At 71.7% G+C, this 15127-nt stretch carries 12 protein-coding genes; 6 read left to right on the top strand and 6 right to left on the bottom strand.

Features of this window, described 5'->3' with window-relative positions; genetic code table 11:
- Positions 1 to 154: 154 nt before the first annotated feature.
- A complete protein-coding gene (locus ABZ807_RS28465) occupies positions 155 to 1411 on the bottom strand; it encodes a glycosyltransferase (RefSeq protein ID WP_357164495.1) in 1257 nt (418 codons plus the stop codon).
- A 24-nt stretch (positions 1412 to 1435) separates the two neighbouring features.
- Here ABZ807_RS28465 and ABZ807_RS28460 point away from each other — a divergent pair, with 24 nt between their 5' ends.
- The 5 genes from ABZ807_RS28460 to ABZ807_RS28440 all read left to right on the top strand — a co-directional run bounded on the left by ABZ807_RS28460 (position 1436) and on the right by ABZ807_RS28440 (position 6992).
- On the top strand, positions 1436 to 2296 hold the full coding sequence (locus tag ABZ807_RS28460; protein ID WP_357164492.1) for a DNA-formamidopyrimidine glycosylase family protein: 861 nt from the start codon (positions 1436 to 1438) through the stop codon (positions 2294 to 2296).
- A gap of 268 nt (positions 2297 to 2564) precedes the next feature.
- Entirely contained in the window at positions 2565 to 4139 is a 1575-nt protein-coding gene (locus ABZ807_RS28455; RefSeq protein WP_357164568.1) for a sugar transferase, read from the top strand.
- A gap of 120 nt (positions 4140 to 4259) precedes the next feature.
- Positions 4260 to 5483, top strand: coding sequence for a histidine kinase (locus ABZ807_RS28450; protein WP_357164489.1), 1224 nt, complete (start codon positions 4260 to 4262; stop codon positions 5481 to 5483).
- A gap of 26 nt (positions 5484 to 5509) precedes the next feature.
- Positions 5510 to 6271 carry a LytTR family DNA-binding domain-containing protein gene (locus tag ABZ807_RS28445; protein WP_357164565.1) on the top strand — a complete coding sequence of 254 codons (762 nt, stop codon included), beginning with the start codon at positions 5510 to 5512 and terminating at the stop codon, positions 6269 to 6271.
- Positions 6272 to 6335: 64 nt separating this feature from the next.
- Positions 6336 to 6992 carry a DUF5701 family protein gene (locus ABZ807_RS28440; RefSeq protein ID WP_357164486.1) on the top strand — a complete coding sequence of 219 codons (657 nt, stop codon included), beginning with the start codon at positions 6336 to 6338 and terminating at the stop codon, positions 6990 to 6992.
- Positions 6993 to 7041: 49 nt separating this feature from the next.
- Here the strand turns inward: ABZ807_RS28440 and ABZ807_RS28435 are convergent, their stop codons facing one another.
- The 5 genes from ABZ807_RS28435 to ABZ807_RS28415 all read right to left on the bottom strand — a co-directional run bounded on the left by ABZ807_RS28435 (position 7042) and on the right by ABZ807_RS28415 (position 14299).
- Positions 7042 to 8271, bottom strand: a complete 1230-nt coding sequence (locus ABZ807_RS28435; protein WP_357164483.1) for a sialidase family protein — start codon at positions 8269 to 8271, stop codon at positions 7042 to 7044.
- Entirely contained in the window at positions 8258 to 8779 is a 522-nt protein-coding gene (locus ABZ807_RS28430; protein ID WP_357164480.1) for a sigma-70 family RNA polymerase sigma factor, read from the bottom strand. Before ABZ807_RS28430 ends, ABZ807_RS28435 begins: the two co-directional genes overlap by 14 nt.
- Before the next feature lie 108 nt (positions 8780 to 8887).
- Positions 8888 to 10960, bottom strand: coding sequence for a choice-of-anchor D domain-containing protein (locus tag ABZ807_RS28425; protein ID WP_357164477.1), 2073 nt, complete (start codon positions 10958 to 10960; stop codon positions 8888 to 8890).
- 252 nt (positions 10961 to 11212) lie between these two features.
- Entirely contained in the window at positions 11213 to 13357 is a 2145-nt protein-coding gene (locus tag ABZ807_RS28420) for a hypothetical protein (protein WP_357164474.1), read from the bottom strand.
- A 672-nt stretch (positions 13358 to 14029) separates the two neighbouring features.
- Positions 14030 to 14299: a hypothetical protein gene (locus tag ABZ807_RS28415; RefSeq protein WP_357164472.1), complete on the bottom strand. Its 270-nt coding sequence runs from the start codon at positions 14297 to 14299 to the stop codon at positions 14030 to 14032.
- Positions 14300 to 14374: 75 nt separating this feature from the next.
- On the opposite strand from ABZ807_RS28415, the gene ABZ807_RS28410 reads away from it, so the two are divergent.
- The gene (locus ABZ807_RS28410; RefSeq protein WP_357164469.1) at positions 14375 to 15058 is read left to right on the top strand and encodes a nitroreductase; all 684 of its coding nucleotides are present in this window, start codon (positions 14375 to 14377) and stop codon (positions 15056 to 15058) included.
- The last annotated feature ends 69 nt before the right edge of the window (positions 15059 to 15127 follow it).

The following is a 15127-nucleotide window of genomic DNA, read 5'->3' as shown; positions in this document are numbered from 1 at the left end:
CTTTGGAGCTGATGACGTAGACGAATCACGGCTCGCCGGGCCGCCTGATTCGTTCACGTCATCAGGTCCAAAGCGTCTGCACGTGTCGTGCTGCCGCCGTGGGCCGTGGTTCCTGGTGAATGAGACACGGTCTTTCAGGAGGCGGGGGTCAGGGTCAGCGGCGGGCGACGCCGGCGTAGAGGTCGAGGAGGCGCTTGGTGACCACGTCGGGGTGGAAGGTCTGCTCGTAGCGGAGCCGGGCCGGGGCGGAGAGCGCGGCGGCGCCGGCCCTCGCGACCGGGAGGGCGGCGGCCATCGCGGCCGGCTCGGGGGGCACCACCCAACCGGCGGTGCCGGTGACCACGCCGGCCGGCAGCGGCGCCGGATCCTGCCCGGCAACGGCGGATGTGACGGCGGCCGGCCCGGTGCCGGCAGGCTCCCGGGGACCGTCCGCCCCGACCAGGTACGGGATGCCGCCGAGCGCGGTGCCGAGCACCGGTCGACCGCTGGCCAGCGCCTCGATGATCACGGTCGGCAGGACGTCGTGCCACATCGATGCGGCGATCACCACCGCGCTCGCCTCGACCGCGGCGCGTACCCCGGCCCGGTCGAGCTGGCCCAGGTAGACCACGTCGGCGCGCTCGGCGGCGGCCGCCTCGACCAACGGCCGCAGCTCGCCGTCCCCGGCGACGCGCAGCGTGCCCAGCGTGCCCACCGGGTGCCGGCGCCACGCCTCCAGCAGCAGGTCGACGCCCTTCTCCGGGGTGAGCCGGGCCATGTAGAGGAACCCGTCGCCGAGCGGAGCCGGCCGGCCCGGGTCGGGCACGGAGTTGGGCTTGACCACGATCCGCTCGTCCGGGATGCCGTAGTCGCGCAGGTGGTCGGCGATCGCGGAGGTCAGCGCGATGAACCGGTCGACCGAGCGCCAGGTGCCCCGGTGCACGGCCAGGGTGGTCGCCATCAGCGCGCTCTGCGCCCGGGAGCCCCGGTAGCAGCGGTGCACGATCGCCGGCACGCCCAGCGCCCGGCCCTTGCAGTCCTGGCAGATCATCCCGTCCCGGAAGTAGATCCCGGAGGAGCAGACCTGCCGGTAGTTGTGCACCGTCTGCACCACCGGCACGCCGTGCCGGTGCGCGGTTCGCACCACCCAGGGCGAGAGCAGCGGGTACGGGTTGTGCAGGTGCAGCACGTCAGGGCGGTGCTCGGTGAGCAGCCGGGCCAGGTCGTCCTGGGCGCGCGGGGCGTAGATCGGGGAGATCGGCAGCAGCGCCTTGGCCGCCTTCGACATCGACGGGATCTCGTCCGAGCTGCGGAGGAACGGCAGCACCTCGACGCCGGCAGCGGTGAGCTGCGCGATCTCCGAGTCGACGATGGTGTTCTCGCCGGACGGCTGGGCTTCCCGGTACCGGTTGTGTGCCACCACGATTCTCACGGGAAAGAAGGCTACCGTTGGAACGTGCCCGAACTACCGGAGGTGGAGGCGCTCGCGGGTCACCTGCGTGAGCGCGCGGTGGGGCGGCGGGTCGACCGGGTCGACGTCGCCGCGATCAGCGCCCTGAAGACGTACGACCCGGCGCCCTCGGCGCTGTCGGGCCGGGCGGTGGTGGACGCCCGCCGGCACGGCAAGTTCCTCGACGTGGTCGTCGACGGCGGCCTGCACCTGGTGGTGCACCTGGCCCGGGCGGGCTGGCTGCACTACCGGGAGGCCTTCCCGTCGACCGCCCCACTGCGCCCCGGCAAGGGCCCGGTGGCGCTGCGGGTACGCCTCGACGACGGCTCCGGCTTCGACCTGACCGAGGCGGGCACCCAGAAGAAGCTGGCCGCGTACCTGGTGACCGATCCGGCGCAGGTGCCCGGGGTGGCGAAGCTGGGCCCGGACGCGCTCGGCGCCGACCGGGCGACCTTCGCCGAGCGGCTGCGCAGCCGGCGGGGGCAGGTCAAGGGGGTGCTGACCGACCAGGCGGTGCTCGCCGGGGTCGGCAACGCGTACTCCGACGAAATCCTGCACGCGGCGAAGCTCTCGCCGTTCGCGATCACCGACCGGCTCACCGACGACCAGATCGCCGCGCTGCACGCGGCGACCCGGGCGGTGCTCGGCGACGCGGTCCGCCGCTCACTCGGGCAGCGGGCGGCGGAGCTGAAGGGCGAGAAGCGCTCCGGGCTGAAGGTGCACGCCCGGACCGGCCTGCCCTGTCCGGTCTGTGGCGACACGGTGCGGGAGGTGTCCTTCGCCGATTCGAGCCTCCAGTACTGCCCGACCTGCCAGACCGGCGGCAAGCCGCTGGCTGACCGTCGGTTGTCCCGGCTCGTACGGTGAGTGACGACACTCGGTGGTTACGGAGCGGAATCGCCCCGGGCGCGTGGAAGCTGCCCGTCCGCGTCTCTACCGGGGTCGCCATCCATCGGTATAGTGGCTCGGTCCCCGGCTTCGAAAACTGACGTGGAGTCGGCCGGATCCCCGCTGGCAACACCAGACGCAATGTCCCTCGGGTCAGCGTCGGGCCCACTGGCAGCGTGGGAGACTGGAACGGTGGGCGACCCGGGCCCCTCACGGCGAGTGAGCGGCGCGTGTCATGCGGGAGGACATGGGTGAGGTGACGACAAGCCTCCAGCGCCCGGTAACCAACACAGGCCGGAGCAAACTCGTGCGGCACGTCGACAGCTTCGAGATCCAGCCGCCGACACCGCCGTCGCACAACGGCGTACCCCGGTCGGCGTGGGCGAGGGCCCGTCGGCGGGTGTCCCGCTGGCACCGCCCGTACACCGTCGCCCTGCTGCTGCTCGACTTCGCCGCCGTGGTGCTGGCCGACTGGATCGCCCAGGAGGCCTTCGGCCAGGCGCGGGCCGGCTTCTACAACGCCCAGGAGGATCCCACCTGGTTCTACACCGTGGCGTTCCTGCTGCTGCCGCTCGGCTGGCTGGTCATCCTCTGGGGCAACCGGGCGTACGACCGCCGCTACCTCGGCCTCGGCCCCGAGGAGTTCAAGCGGGTCACCCGGGGCGGCATCGCGGTCGCCGCCACGGTCTCCTTCGTCGCCTTCGCCACCAAGACGACGGGCCTGTCGCGCTGGACAGTCGGTTTCGCCCTGCTCGGGGCGTTGGTACTGATCCTGCTCGGGCGGCTGACCGCCCGGTTCGTGCTGCACACCGTCCGCAGCCGCGCCGGCCACGCCGGGCACCGGATGGTGCTGGTCGGCACCCTGCCGGAGGCGCTGGAGGTCTACACCGCGGTCACCCGCAACCCGAGCGCCGGCCTGGTGCCGGTCGCCATCCACATCACCGACGGGTACGCCGCCGCCCGGGGCATCGAGACCCCGGTCCCGGTGTACGCCGGCCGGGACGTCCTCGCCCTGGTCCGCGAGGTCGGCGGCGACACCATCGCGGTCTGCGGGTCGGCCAGCGCCGAGCCGGGCGAGCTGCGCCGGCTGGCCTGGCAGCTGGAGGGCTCCGGCGTCGACCTGGTGGTCGCCCCGCAGCTGACCGACATCGCCGGTCCCCGGGTGCACATCCGCCCGATCGAGGGCCTGCCGCTGCTGTATGTCGAGGAGCCGACCCTGTCGGGCCCGGCGCTGCTGATCAAGAACCTGATGGACCGGGTCGCCGCCGGGCTGGGCCTGCTGGTGCTGGCACCGGTCTTCGCGGCCATCGCCCTCGCGATCCGGATCTCCGACCCCGGGCCGGTCTTCTTCCGGCAGCCCCGGGTCGGCCACGAGGGCCGCACCTTCCGGGTCTGGAAGTTCCGGACCATGTACGTCGACGCCGAGGAGCGGCTGGCCGGTCTGGTCGACCAGAACGAGACCGACGGCATGATGTTCAAGATGAAGCAGGACCCGCGAGTCTTCCCGGTGGGCCGCTTCCTGCGCGCCTCCTCGCTGGACGAGCTGCCCCAGCTGATCAACGTGCTCTGGGGTGAGATGTCGTTGGTCGGGCCGCGTCCGCTGCCCGCCGACGACGGCGATTTCCTGGGCGACGTGCGGCGCCGGCTGCTGGTCCGTCCGGGCATGACCGGGCTGTGGCAGGTCTCCGGCCGCTCCGACCTGTCCTGGGACGAGGCGGTCCGGCTGGACCTCTACTACGTCGACAACTGGTCGCTGGCGTACGACCTGAGCATCCTGTGGCGGACGGTGGCCGTGGTGCTGTTCCGCAAGGGCGCGTACTGACGCTTCCCCCGGCTGTTCTGGGCGGAATGCGCGTCTCCGGGACCGGATACCGTCGACCGCCCTGACGGCCGGGTACGGCCAGGGCTTGGCGTGGCGGCCCGCAGGGGCCAGGATCGCTGCGTGGGTGGCAACCTCTCCGCCGTCGTCGGCGTCGTCTCGCTGGTCACCGCGCTGGCCGCCGCGCTCTGGGCGGTGCTGCGGCTGCGTGGCCGGCGGGGCATCGCCACCGCCACCCAGCGGGCCACCTACGAGGTGCTGCACACCGCCGGCCTGGCCGCCGAGCCGCTGCGCGCCGGCCTGAACCCGGCGGGCGCGGCGAAGGCCGTACGCCACCTGCGGACCCTGGTGGGGGCGGCCGGGCTGGCGCTCACCGACCGGGACGCGCTGCTCGCCCTCGACGGGCGCGGCGGGCACCACGGCGACCAACTGCTCGCGGCGGCCCGGCGGACGGTGGAGGCGGGCCGGTCGACGGTGCTCGGCGATGCGGAGCTGCACTGCGACCGGGTCGACTGCCCGGTACGCGGGGCGGTGCTCGCGCCGTTGAGCGCGCAGGGCCGGGTGGTCGGGGCGCTGGTGGCGGTCGCCGACGGCCCACCCGCGCCCGGGCTGGTGCAGGCCACCCTGGAGACCGCGCACTGGGCCGGCAACCAGCTCGCCCTGGCCGAGCTGGACTCGTCCCGGGAGCGGCTGGCCCGGGCGGAGATCCGCGCGCTGCGCGCCCAGATCAGCCCGCACTTCATCTACAACGCGCTGGCCGCGATCGGCTCGTTCGTCCGCACCGACCCGGAACGGGCCCGGGAGCTGATCCTGGAGTTCGCCGAGTTCACCCGGTACTCGTTCCGGGCGCACGGCGAGTTCACCACGCTGGCGGAGGAGCTGCGCTCGATCGACCGCTACCTGACCATCGAACGGGCCCGGTTCGGCGACCGGCTGCAGGTGCGGTTGCAGATCGCCCCGGAGGTGCTGCCGGTGACGCTGCCGTTCCTCTGCCTGCAACCGCTGGTGGAGAACGCCGTGCGGCACGGGTTGTCCCGCAAGCCCGGCACCGGCATGGTGAGCATCGAGGCCCGGGACGCGGGCGCGGAGTGTCACATCACCGTGGAGGACGACGGAGTGGGGATGGATCCGGCCACGCTGACCGCGGGGATCGCGGAGCTGGCCCGCGCCAGCAGCGACCCGACCGACGACCAGGGCCAGCACGTCGGCCTCTCCAACGTCGACGAGCGGCTCCGGTCGGTCTTCGGGGACCGGTTCGGCCTGGTCGTCGAGACCGGCCCCGGCTCGGGTACGAAGGTGAGCCTGCGGGTGCCGAAGTTCCACCCGGGCGTACGGGCGGGATCGTGAACGAGCGCAGCGACCGGATCAGCGGAGTGAACGCGTCCGGATTTCTCCGGGTGCTGGCGGTCGACGACGAGCCGCCGGCGCTGGACGAGTTGGCGTACCACCTGCGGGCCGATCCCCGGGTGGCCCGGCTGCACACGGCGGGCGACGCGACCGAGGCGCTGCGGGTGCTCCGCGACGCCGACGTGGACGTGGTCTTCCTGGACATCCGGATGCCCGGCCTGGACGGGATGGAGCTGGCCCGGGTGCTGCGCCGGTTCGCCCGGCCCCCGGCGATCGTCTTCGTCACCGCGTACGACGACGGCGCGGTGGACGCCTTCGACCTGGGCGCCACCGACTACGTCCGCAAGCCGGTACGCGCCGACCGGCTGGCCGAGTCGCTGCGCCGGGTGATCGGGTCCCGGGTGGTGCCGTCGCATCCGGCGGCCCTGGCGCGGGCGGAGGAGGACCCGACCATCCCGGTCGAGCTGGCCGGGACGACCCGGATGCTGCCCCGTTCGGCGGTGCGCTGGGTGGAGGCGCAGGGCGACTACGCGCGGCTGCACACCGCCGACGATTCGCACCTGGTCCGGGTGTCGCTGGCGACGCTCGCGGAACGGTGGGCGGACGCCGGGTTCGTGCGGATCCACCGGTCGTACCTGGTGCAGCTGAAGCTGATCGCCGAGCTGCGCCTGGTCAACTCGGGCTACGTGGTGGTGATCGACTCCACGGAGCTGCCGGTGAGCCGGCGGCACACCCGGGAACTGAAGGACAAGCTGGTCCGAGCGGCGAAGCAGGACTGGAATCGCTGAGCCGGGAATAATCCCTGGAAGTCGTACACTGTACGGTAGGCCCTACGACACCGGGAGGCCACCCATGACCGTGTTCGACCCCGCCGCCGAGTTCGACCGCCAGCTCGACGGGCTGATCCGGCTGGGCTACCCGGCCCTCGCCGGGCGCTCCGAAGCCGCCTTCCGCGACCTGGTCACCCCGCTGCGCGACGCCGCCGTGACCGGAGCGGGCGGGCTGCCCCCGCCGACCGAGGCTCGGGTGCCGTTCCTGCTGGTGACCACCCGCGACCTGGTCGCGGTGCCGGAGCGGCTGGCGCTCACCACGCTGGCCGGCAAGCGCAAGCCCGGCTTCCTCGACCGGAACTTCCCCCTCGACGACCTGCCGAGATTCGACCCGATCAAGGAGCTGGAGGCGCCGGCCGGGCCGGCGTACCTGCTCTTCGACATCGACCGGGGCGAGGAGTCCCGCAACCTGCCGCCCGCCGCCGCGATGGAGCAGATGGCCGCCCAGGAGCGGCTGCCGCTCACCATCGACGAGGGGATCGCCTTCATCACCCACTTTCCCGCCGCGCTGGCCAGCAACCGGTGCTTCTCGCTGGTCGGGTCCCGGTGCGGGGACCGGCGGGTGCCGGCGCTCTGGATCAGCCAGGGCGCGCCCAAGCTGGGCTGGTGCTGGAACGGCAACCCGCACACCTGGCTCGGCTCCGCCTCGGCCCGCCCGGAACGGGTGGGCCTGGAGTGACCGTCGCGGGGACGGCCGGGGAATGCTGGCCCCGGCCGTCCCGGCTCGATCAGTCGGGAAGCCAAAACCGGGTCCAGGTCGTGCCGTCCGTGGTGAGCTGCACGTGGTCCGCGCCGAGCACCGACATGTCGTCGCGGCCGTAGAGCCAGGCGAACCCGGGAGCGCCCCCGACCGCGCCGTCGAGCCGGTCGTACTCGCGTGCGGTGGCGAAGTGCCGCCCCCCGTCCCGGCTCACGTGCAGGGACGAGACGTTGGGCACCGTCATGTTGCCCGACTGGGCGACCATCAGGGATCCGTCCGAGCCGACGACGAGAGACCTGTTCTCGGCCGATTTCGGCAGGTCAGTGCCGACGTCCGCCCAGGTCCGTCCGCCGTCCGTGGTACGCAGCAGCCGCGCCGGGCCACTGGCCGCCATGGCCCCGGCCGGCGGTGTGGGCGCGATCAACAGGTACGCCTCCCGTTCGCCCACCCCGGTAACCGCGATCACGTCCGTCCCGACGGCCGGCCGCCAGGTGTTCCAGGTGGCGCCCCGGTCCACGCTGCGCGCGACCATCATGACGTTCGGCGGCCCCGGCCAGTAGGTCACCCAGATCGTCCCGTCCAGGCTCGGGTAGATGCTGAACGGCGGGTACGGCGACGGTGGCTCACCCGTGAGCCGGTACACCGTCCCGGTCGCCGGGTCCACGGCCACCGGCTCGCGGAGCGCGCTGCAGCCCTGCTGGCAGAAGACCGGCCGCGCCTTCGCCGGAAATGCGGACACCGTCACCATGGACTGCTCCGCGTCCCGCCAGGTCCGGCCGTAGTCGGTGGAGAGCCTTGACCGGTCGCCGTCCCGAACCAGGTAGGAGCGCTGTCCGAGGACCGCGAACTCCAGGGAGGCCTCCTCGTTCCCCGATACGTTCAGCCGGCAGGAGGTGGCCCGGTACCTGGCCGCGTCGTAGTCCGTCCAGCTCCGGCCACCGTCCTCGGTGTGCGTGAAGCGGATGCTGCAGATGCGGGACTCCACGCCCACCCCTGAGTCCGGCCCGGTCATGAAGAGCTGCGTGGCCCGGTCCTGGATTGCCGGGGGCTGGTCCGGACCTGCCCAGTTGGCCCCACGGGTGCCGGCGGCCAGAGGCAGGACCGCCATGCTGGCGAAGGCGACGACGAGGGCCAAGGCCACCCCGACGGTGCGCCGACGGCGGGCCCGGGCGTCCGCCCACAGGTCGTCCAGGGGCGGCTGGCGGACGGCGTCGGCGATCGTCTCGACGTCGAAGCCAGTGAACTCACAATCGGACATCGATCCTCCCGGTGCTCGTGCTGTCGGTGACGTCGGAGCCGGTGAGCAGCGCCGCCAGCGCCCGCCGGCCCCGGGACAGGCGGGACTTGACCGTGCCGGCGGAGACGCCGAGCGTCGCCGCCACCTCGTCCACCGGCAGGTCGACGAGGTAGTGCAGGGCCAACGCGTGCCGCTGCCCGACCGGCAGCTGCCGCAGCGCGGCGAGCAGGGCCAGGTGCTCCGGCGAGCGGTCGGCGACGGCCGGCGGCGGGCCGATCCGGCGCAGCAGCCCGTCCAGCACCCGGCCGCGGCGGTGCCGGCTGCGGGCCACGTTCACCGCCACCCGGCGCAGCCACGCCTCCGGGTTCTCCAGCCCGGCGAAGCGCCGGGGCGCGGCCAGGGCGCGGGTGAACGCCTCCTGGACCGCCTCCTGCGCCTCGTTCAGGTCACCGGTCACCGCGTACAGCTGGACCACCAGCCGCCGGAAACAGCCGGCGTAGACCTCCGCGATCAGGTCGTCGTCGGACACCGTCACCTCCCTCCTCCACCAACTCCACCCACGGCGGGCCGGAAAGGTTCCCGGGTACGCCGAAGGGCGCCCCGGACGGACCGGGACGCCCTTCGGCAGGTGGCAGGGTCAGCGGGTCGGCCGGCTCCCGGAGCCGAGTGCGACGAAGCGGGTGCCCCCCCTACCGCTCGCCGTACCCGGGTAGCGGTAGAAGGTGCCGACGACGTCTGTCACCAGGTGCGTGCTGCCGGAGAGGTTGTGCGCGTTGAACTGGTGGCCCGGGACGATCCCGGTGAGCACGGCGTTGGAGACCGTCTGCCCCGCAGCCGGGTTCAGGTTGCTCGACGTCGGCTTGAGCAGGGCCGCCGGCCACACCGTGATCACGGTGTTGTTCGTCGGGGCGACCGCGGTCACGTTCGTCACCAGCGCCGCGGTGTCCGAGGGGATCTCCTCCCGGTACGCGCTGACCGACCGGGTCGTGTTCGGGCCGAGGGCGCCGCCGGTGATGCCGAGCCCGACGCGGCTGTCCACGATCCGGGTCGGCCTCAGTGGCCGGAACCGCAGCCCGTCGGGGACCTGCCCGTCGTCCATGACACCGACCAGGTCCACCACGATGTTCGACGTCTGTGCGGTGTGGACACCGAACGACGGGACGGCGTGCCCGGTGCCGCAGTCGGTGCAGGAGCCGGTCTTGACGATCGTCAGGTTCGGCACCACCTTTCCGGCGCCGTAGTTCACGGTCGACGAGGTCGGCAGGGCCCCCTCGCCGGACCAGACGGTGAGGAAACCGTCCTTGACCGGGTTGACCGCCGTGACGTTCAGGACCAGCCCCCGGACGTGGCCGCTCAACTCCGGGCCGAAGTCGGTCCAGAGCTGCACGGCGCGTCCCGCCTGGACGGCGCCTCCCGTCAGCCGGGAGTCGAACAACCGGGTCGGGTCGAGCGCGCCGTACTGGCCGCCGACGCCGACCTTGGCGAGGTCCAGGTAGTCACCGGCGTAGAAACCGACCACGTCGACCACCACGTCGGTGGCGCCGTTGCGGTTGTAGATCGAGACCTTGCCGGCGGCGCCGACCTTCACCGTGACGTTGTTGGAGCCGAGCCACCCCGCCGGAAAGTTGATCGAGGAGGCGTCGGGGCGCGTCTCGCCCGCCGGGTAGACGTTGAGGAAGCTGGCGGCCGTCGGATTGGTCACCGTCACGTTCAGCACCACCGAGCCGACCCCGACCGACGGTACGCCGCCGCGGCCCTCCACCACGAGGTCGACCGTCTGCCCGGCGCCGATCTTCGCCTTGGGGGCGCCCAGCCCCGACCGGGTGTCCATCAGGCGCTGCGGCGGCAGGGGGTAGTACATGCCGGTGACGCCGTAGGCGGCGCGGTAGGTCAACGGCACGACGCGCTGCCCGTGGCTGCTGTTGTCGGGCAGGACGAGGTTGGCGGTGTGGGTGCCGGTCAGAGTCGCCCGGCTGGCGACGGTCACCGTGCAACCGGCCCCCGGGGCGACCGTACGGCCCGAGCAGGTGTCGGCGGTGACGGCGAACTGGCCCGGCGCGGACCCGGTCAGGCGCGCCGCGCCGAAGACCTCGGGCACGCTGCCCCGGGACGCGAAGCTCACCGTACGGGTGGCGCCCGCGCCGCCGACCTCCAGGCTGCCAAGGTCGACCTGACCCGGGCTGGGGACGGCCGCGACGTAGTCCACCGTCGAGTTCCAGCGGAGTTCCCCGCTGAGGGTGCCCGGGTCGCCATCGCAGTGGTACTCGTACGACGCCACGAAGGAGCTGATCATCTGCGTGCCCTGGTCGCGAACGACCTCGGCCACTGCGACGGAGGCGGCGACGGTGTTGCACGCCGAGCCCGGCGTGGTGATCTCGACCTTGGCCTGGCCGGAGTCCGCCGAGCGTGCGGCCGGATAGGTCTGCCCGGCCACCCACGCCGACCCGGTCGGCGGGCGCAGGAGGACCTCGATGTACTGCTCGCCCCGAACGCCCTTGAGGCGGAGCGTGTCGCCGGAGGATGGATAGCCGGTGACGGTGGCGTTGTCCGGGGTCCAGGCGTCGGAGGCCGGGACGGGGGTGTAGCCGTGGTCGCCGCGATCGGCGGTGATGGCGGTGAAGGGGGCGGTCGGAGCGGCGGAGGCCGCCTCTGGCAGCACGGTGACCACACCTGCCAGTGCGACGGTGACGCCGAGCAGTGCGCGGGACATGCGCATGGACACCTCGGATGAGGAGAGGTGGACGACGGTCCGCCCAGGGTAGTGGCCGCTCCCGACGGGCGGCAAGAAGCTCTTCGTGACCGGCGACCGCACCGGCGCGGGCACGTTGGTGGCGCGTACGGTGAGCGGCTACCGGCTGGCCAGCGTGACAGGTCCGGTCGGCCTGACAAGCCGATCCATACGGGTACGGACGGCGCCGGGGTGCCCCGGTCGAACCGGAGCGCCCCGACGCGGTTCCGCCGACTACCGGCGGGCGTATCCCGAGACGCCGCTGCCGGCCACCTTCCACTGCGGACCGGCGGCCAGGGTGCTGGCACCGGCAGGGCTGGCGGTGCCGGGGTACAAATAGAGCTGGCCGGCCAGGTCAGCGATCACCTGGGTGTAACCCGCCAGGTTGTGCACGTTGAACGCGTCCTGCGGGCCGAGCTCGCCGAGCACCCCGTTGGAGACGATCTGACCGGCCTCCGGGTTCAGGTTGCTCGCGGTCGGCTTGGCCATGTCGGTGTCGGCAGGCCAGACGGTGAGCACCGTGTTCCGCTCCGCCGCAATCCCGGTCACGTTCATCACCAGCACCCGGGTGTCGTCGCCGAGCACCCCACCGGGCTGCGTCGTGGCGGACAGGTCGACCCTGCCGGTCTCGCCCGGGTTGAGGGGACGCAGGCGCCTCCCGATCCGGCTGTCCACGATCCGTAACGAAGGGGTCGCGCGGAGGCGCAGGCCGTCGGCGACCGTGCCGTCGTCGATCACGCCGACCAGGTCGACCACCAGGTGCGTGGTGGCGGAACTGTGGATCATGTAGCGGGGCGCACCTTCGACGCCGCAGCCCCACGAAGGGCAGGGCTGGGTCTTGACGTACGCCAGGTTCGGCACCACCTTGCCGGCCCGGTAGTTGACCGTGGAGATGTCCGGCACGGCGTTCTCCCCGGACCAGGCGGTGAGGAAACCGTCCTTTTGCGGACTGACCGCGGTGATGTTGAGGACGAGCGCCCTGACATGCTTGTTGTAGTCCACCTGGCCGAACTCGGCGAAGTCCACCCACCCGTTGAGAGCGGCCCCCGCGGGCAGGGCTCCCCGGTGATCGGTGCGGCTGTCGAAGAGCCGGAGCGGCTTCAACGGCCGGTACTGCCCGCCCCGACCCAGCCCGGCCGGCTCCGCGCTGGTGCCGGCGTAGAAGCCGAGCACGTCGGCGACCACGTGGGTATACCCGGCGCGGTTGTAGATCGAAACTTTCCCGTCCGCGCCGAGCATGGCGGTGACGTTGTTGGATCCCAGCCAGTTCGTGGGGAAGTTGACGGACGAGGCCTCGGGCTTGATGCCGCCGCTCGGATAAACGGTGAGAAAGCTGCTGGCGGTGGACCCGGTGACGGTCAGGTTGAGTACGACGGCGGCGACGCCGCTGGCCGGGACACCACCCCGGCCTGCGACCTGCAGCGTGAGCGAGGCGTTGGGGCCGAGCTTGCCCGTACGCCCCCCGAGCCCCGATCGGGTGTCCAGCAGGCGGCTGGGAGCGATCGGGTAGTAGCTGCCCTTGACGCCGTCCACCCCGGTGGCCTCGACCGGCATGGCCCGTTTACCGGCCGGGGTGTTGTCGGGCAGGTAGATCACCGCTTTCGCGACACCGGCCCGGGTGAGCCGGGGCTTGACCACGATCATGCACCTGGAGCCGGGCCGGACCGTTCGCCCGGAGCAGTGGTCCTCGCTGATGTTGAACTGGCCGGGGTCGGTGCCACCAATGCGCACACTCCCGAAGTCGGCGCTCGCGCTGCCGTTCGACCAGACATGGATCGTCTTGGACGTCGAGTCACCGAGGTGCTGCGAACCGAAGGAACTGCTGTACCACTCGTTGCCCGCCGCCACGTACTCCAGCGACGAGTTGAACCGGACCTCACCCATGATCGGGCTGGTCTGGCCGGCGCAGGTAAACCGGTATACGGCAGCGAAGACGTTCACCACCTGCGTCGCCGGGTCCTGTTGCAACTCCTGCACGGTGATCGAACCGGAACTCTGCGCGCAACTGCGACCGGACGAGGTCAGGTCCAGCCGGGCGTGCGCGGCGTCGGCGAGCGGGGCGGTGGGGTAGGTCCGCCCCACCTCCCAGGTCTGGCCGCTGGGGGGTCGGGTCACCAGGGCGGCCCGGACGTCGGTGGGGTTGCCGAGGGCGAGGGCCTCGATGCGGAAGAGCCCGTCGGGCTCGTTGAGCACCCGCATCATTGCGCTGCCCTGGTTGTAGGTGGCCGACCGGATCACCGGCAGTGGCCGGTGCTCCCCGAGGTCGACGGTCAGGGCCGTGTACGACGCGGCCGGCGCGGCGAGCGCCACTCCCGGCAGTACGGCCAACGCACATGCCCCGGCGATACCCGCGCCGAGGAGCATGCGGAATTTGCGCATGAACACCCCGTGGAAGAGAAGGAGAGAGTGATTGTCGGCCCAGACTAGAGGCCGTGATCAATGGACAGCAACGGTGTTGGGCGCGGACCAAGAAAGGGCATTACACGCGTATCCGGATCAAGACCCATCATCGCCTGGCGAACAAGGGAAGGCGCCCCGACCGTCGGCCGGGGCGCCCTCGATGGTGCGTTGCTCAGCGGTGGGAGGAACCCGCAGTGCCTCGGGTTTGCGTTCACAGTAAAACTCGTAGGTCGCCGCGAAGGAGGTCAGCGCCTGAGTGGCCGGGTCGTGTGCCACCTCCCTGACGGTGATCGAGCCGTACTTGTCGTTGCACCCCCGCCCGCTAGACGAGATGTCCAACTGGCGTTCTCGGTGTCGGCCAGAGGGAGGGCCGGGTACGTCCGACCGGCCGCCCAGGCCTGACCGTTCGGCGGCCGCAGGCGCGCGTCGATGTACTCGGAACCGCCGGCCCAGGTGGTGTAGACCGAGAACCAATCATCGGCGCCCCTCATGGACATCTGCGAGTTTCCGGCGTCCCAGACGCCGGAGTCGCGGATGGGGAAGCCGCCAGTGTCGCCGACGTCGGCGGTGAAGACCGCGTACGGCGCGGTCGGGGCGGCGTACGCCGCTCCGGGTGTAGGTTCTCGCGCCTGGTGTCGCCGATCGGGATTCTCAGCAGGGCAACCGGTTCGGTTTCTCAGGTTGCTGTCGCGACTCCGTGCTCAAGATCGTGTCGCTTTCTTCAAGCTTGATGATCGGCCGCGGGCATTGATCGGCGTGGTCATCGGCGCGCCAGCCGGGCAGCGGTTTGGCGTATTGGTCGAGTAGTTGGGCGACGCGTGGCTGCTCGGACTTGACGCCACGCCGACGTTTTCTCACGTCCATGTCGCAAGCGACACCGACGGCGCCGCAAGTGCGGTCCGCCAGTTCTTTGCAGATCACGTCGTTGTCCTCGCTGACTGCATGGACCGAATACGCCCTGCGTACGACATGATCAACGCTTTGTACGCTGGCGCGATGGACGTCTACGATGCGGTACGGACGAGGCAGTCGATTCGCAGGTTCACCGGTCGACCCGTGACGCGGGAGGTTCTGCAACGCGTGCTGACGGCGGCCGCCAACGCTCCGTCGGGCAGCAACATGCAGCCATGGCATCTCTACGTCGTGTCTGGCGAACCGTTGGCAGAACTGAAGAAGCGAGTGGCCGAGCGGGTGGCCGCCGGCGATTCCGGCGACGATCGCGAGTTCGCGATCTACCCGCCCGAGCTGCGCTCGCCGTACCTCGAACGAATGGCGGCTCTGGGAGAAGGTCGCTACGGCTCGCTCGGCATCGCGCGCGACGATGTCGCGGCTCGGGCCCGGGTTCGAGCCGAGAACTGGAACTGCTTCGGAGCCGGCACGGCGTTGTTCTGCTATCTGGACCGGGACATGCCGACGCCGCGGTGGTCCGACGCGGGCATCTACCTGCAGACCGTGATGCTTCTGCTGCGGGCCGAGGGACTGCACAGCTGTACGCAGGAGGCCTGGGCGGAGTACCACCGCAGCGTCGCCGAGGTGATCGCGCCGCCTCCCGAACGAATGCTGTTCTGCGGCATGTCGATCGGCTTCGCCGACCCGACGGTGGCGCATCCGCGCATCCGCCGCGCCCCGCTGTCGGAGACCGTGACGTTCCTAGTACGGCAGCCGCCAATTGCTAGCTGACCAGGGCGTAGTCCCGGTTCAGTCGGGTGCGTTGGTGGAACCAGCGGGCGCGGGCTTGGTGACGGCGTC

The sequence above is a fragment of the Micromonospora sp. NPDC047548 genome (assembly GCF_040642975.1).
Lineage (GTDB): Bacteria > Actinomycetota > Actinomycetes > Mycobacteriales > Micromonosporaceae > Micromonospora.
Note: the sequence above shows the minus strand (reverse complement) of the source record. Positions and strands in the feature narration are given on the sequence as shown.

Bases quoted from the DNA above. Each gene is read 5' to 3' on its own strand.
- ABZ807_RS28455 (WP_357164568.1), top strand. From the start codon at position 2,565: ATGGGTGAGGTGACGACAAGCCTCCAGCGCCCGGTAACCAACACAGGC.
- ABZ807_RS28440 (WP_357164486.1), top strand. From the start codon at position 6,336: ATGACCGTGTTCGACCCCGCCGCCGAGTTCGACCGCCAGCTCGACGGG.
- ABZ807_RS28435 (WP_357164483.1), bottom strand. From the start codon at position 8,271: ATGTCCGATTGTGAGTTCACTGGCTTCGACGTCGAGACGATCGCCGAC.
- ABZ807_RS28425 (WP_357164477.1), bottom strand. From the start codon at position 10,960: ATGTCCCGCGCACTGCTCGGCGTCACCGTCGCACTGGCAGGTGTGGTC.
- ABZ807_RS28420 (WP_357164474.1), bottom strand. From the start codon at position 13,357: ATGCGCAAATTCCGCATGCTCCTCGGCGCGGGTATCGCCGGGGCATGT.
- ABZ807_RS28410 (WP_357164469.1), top strand. From the start codon at position 14,375: ATGGACGTCTACGATGCGGTACGGACGAGGCAGTCGATTCGCAGGTTC.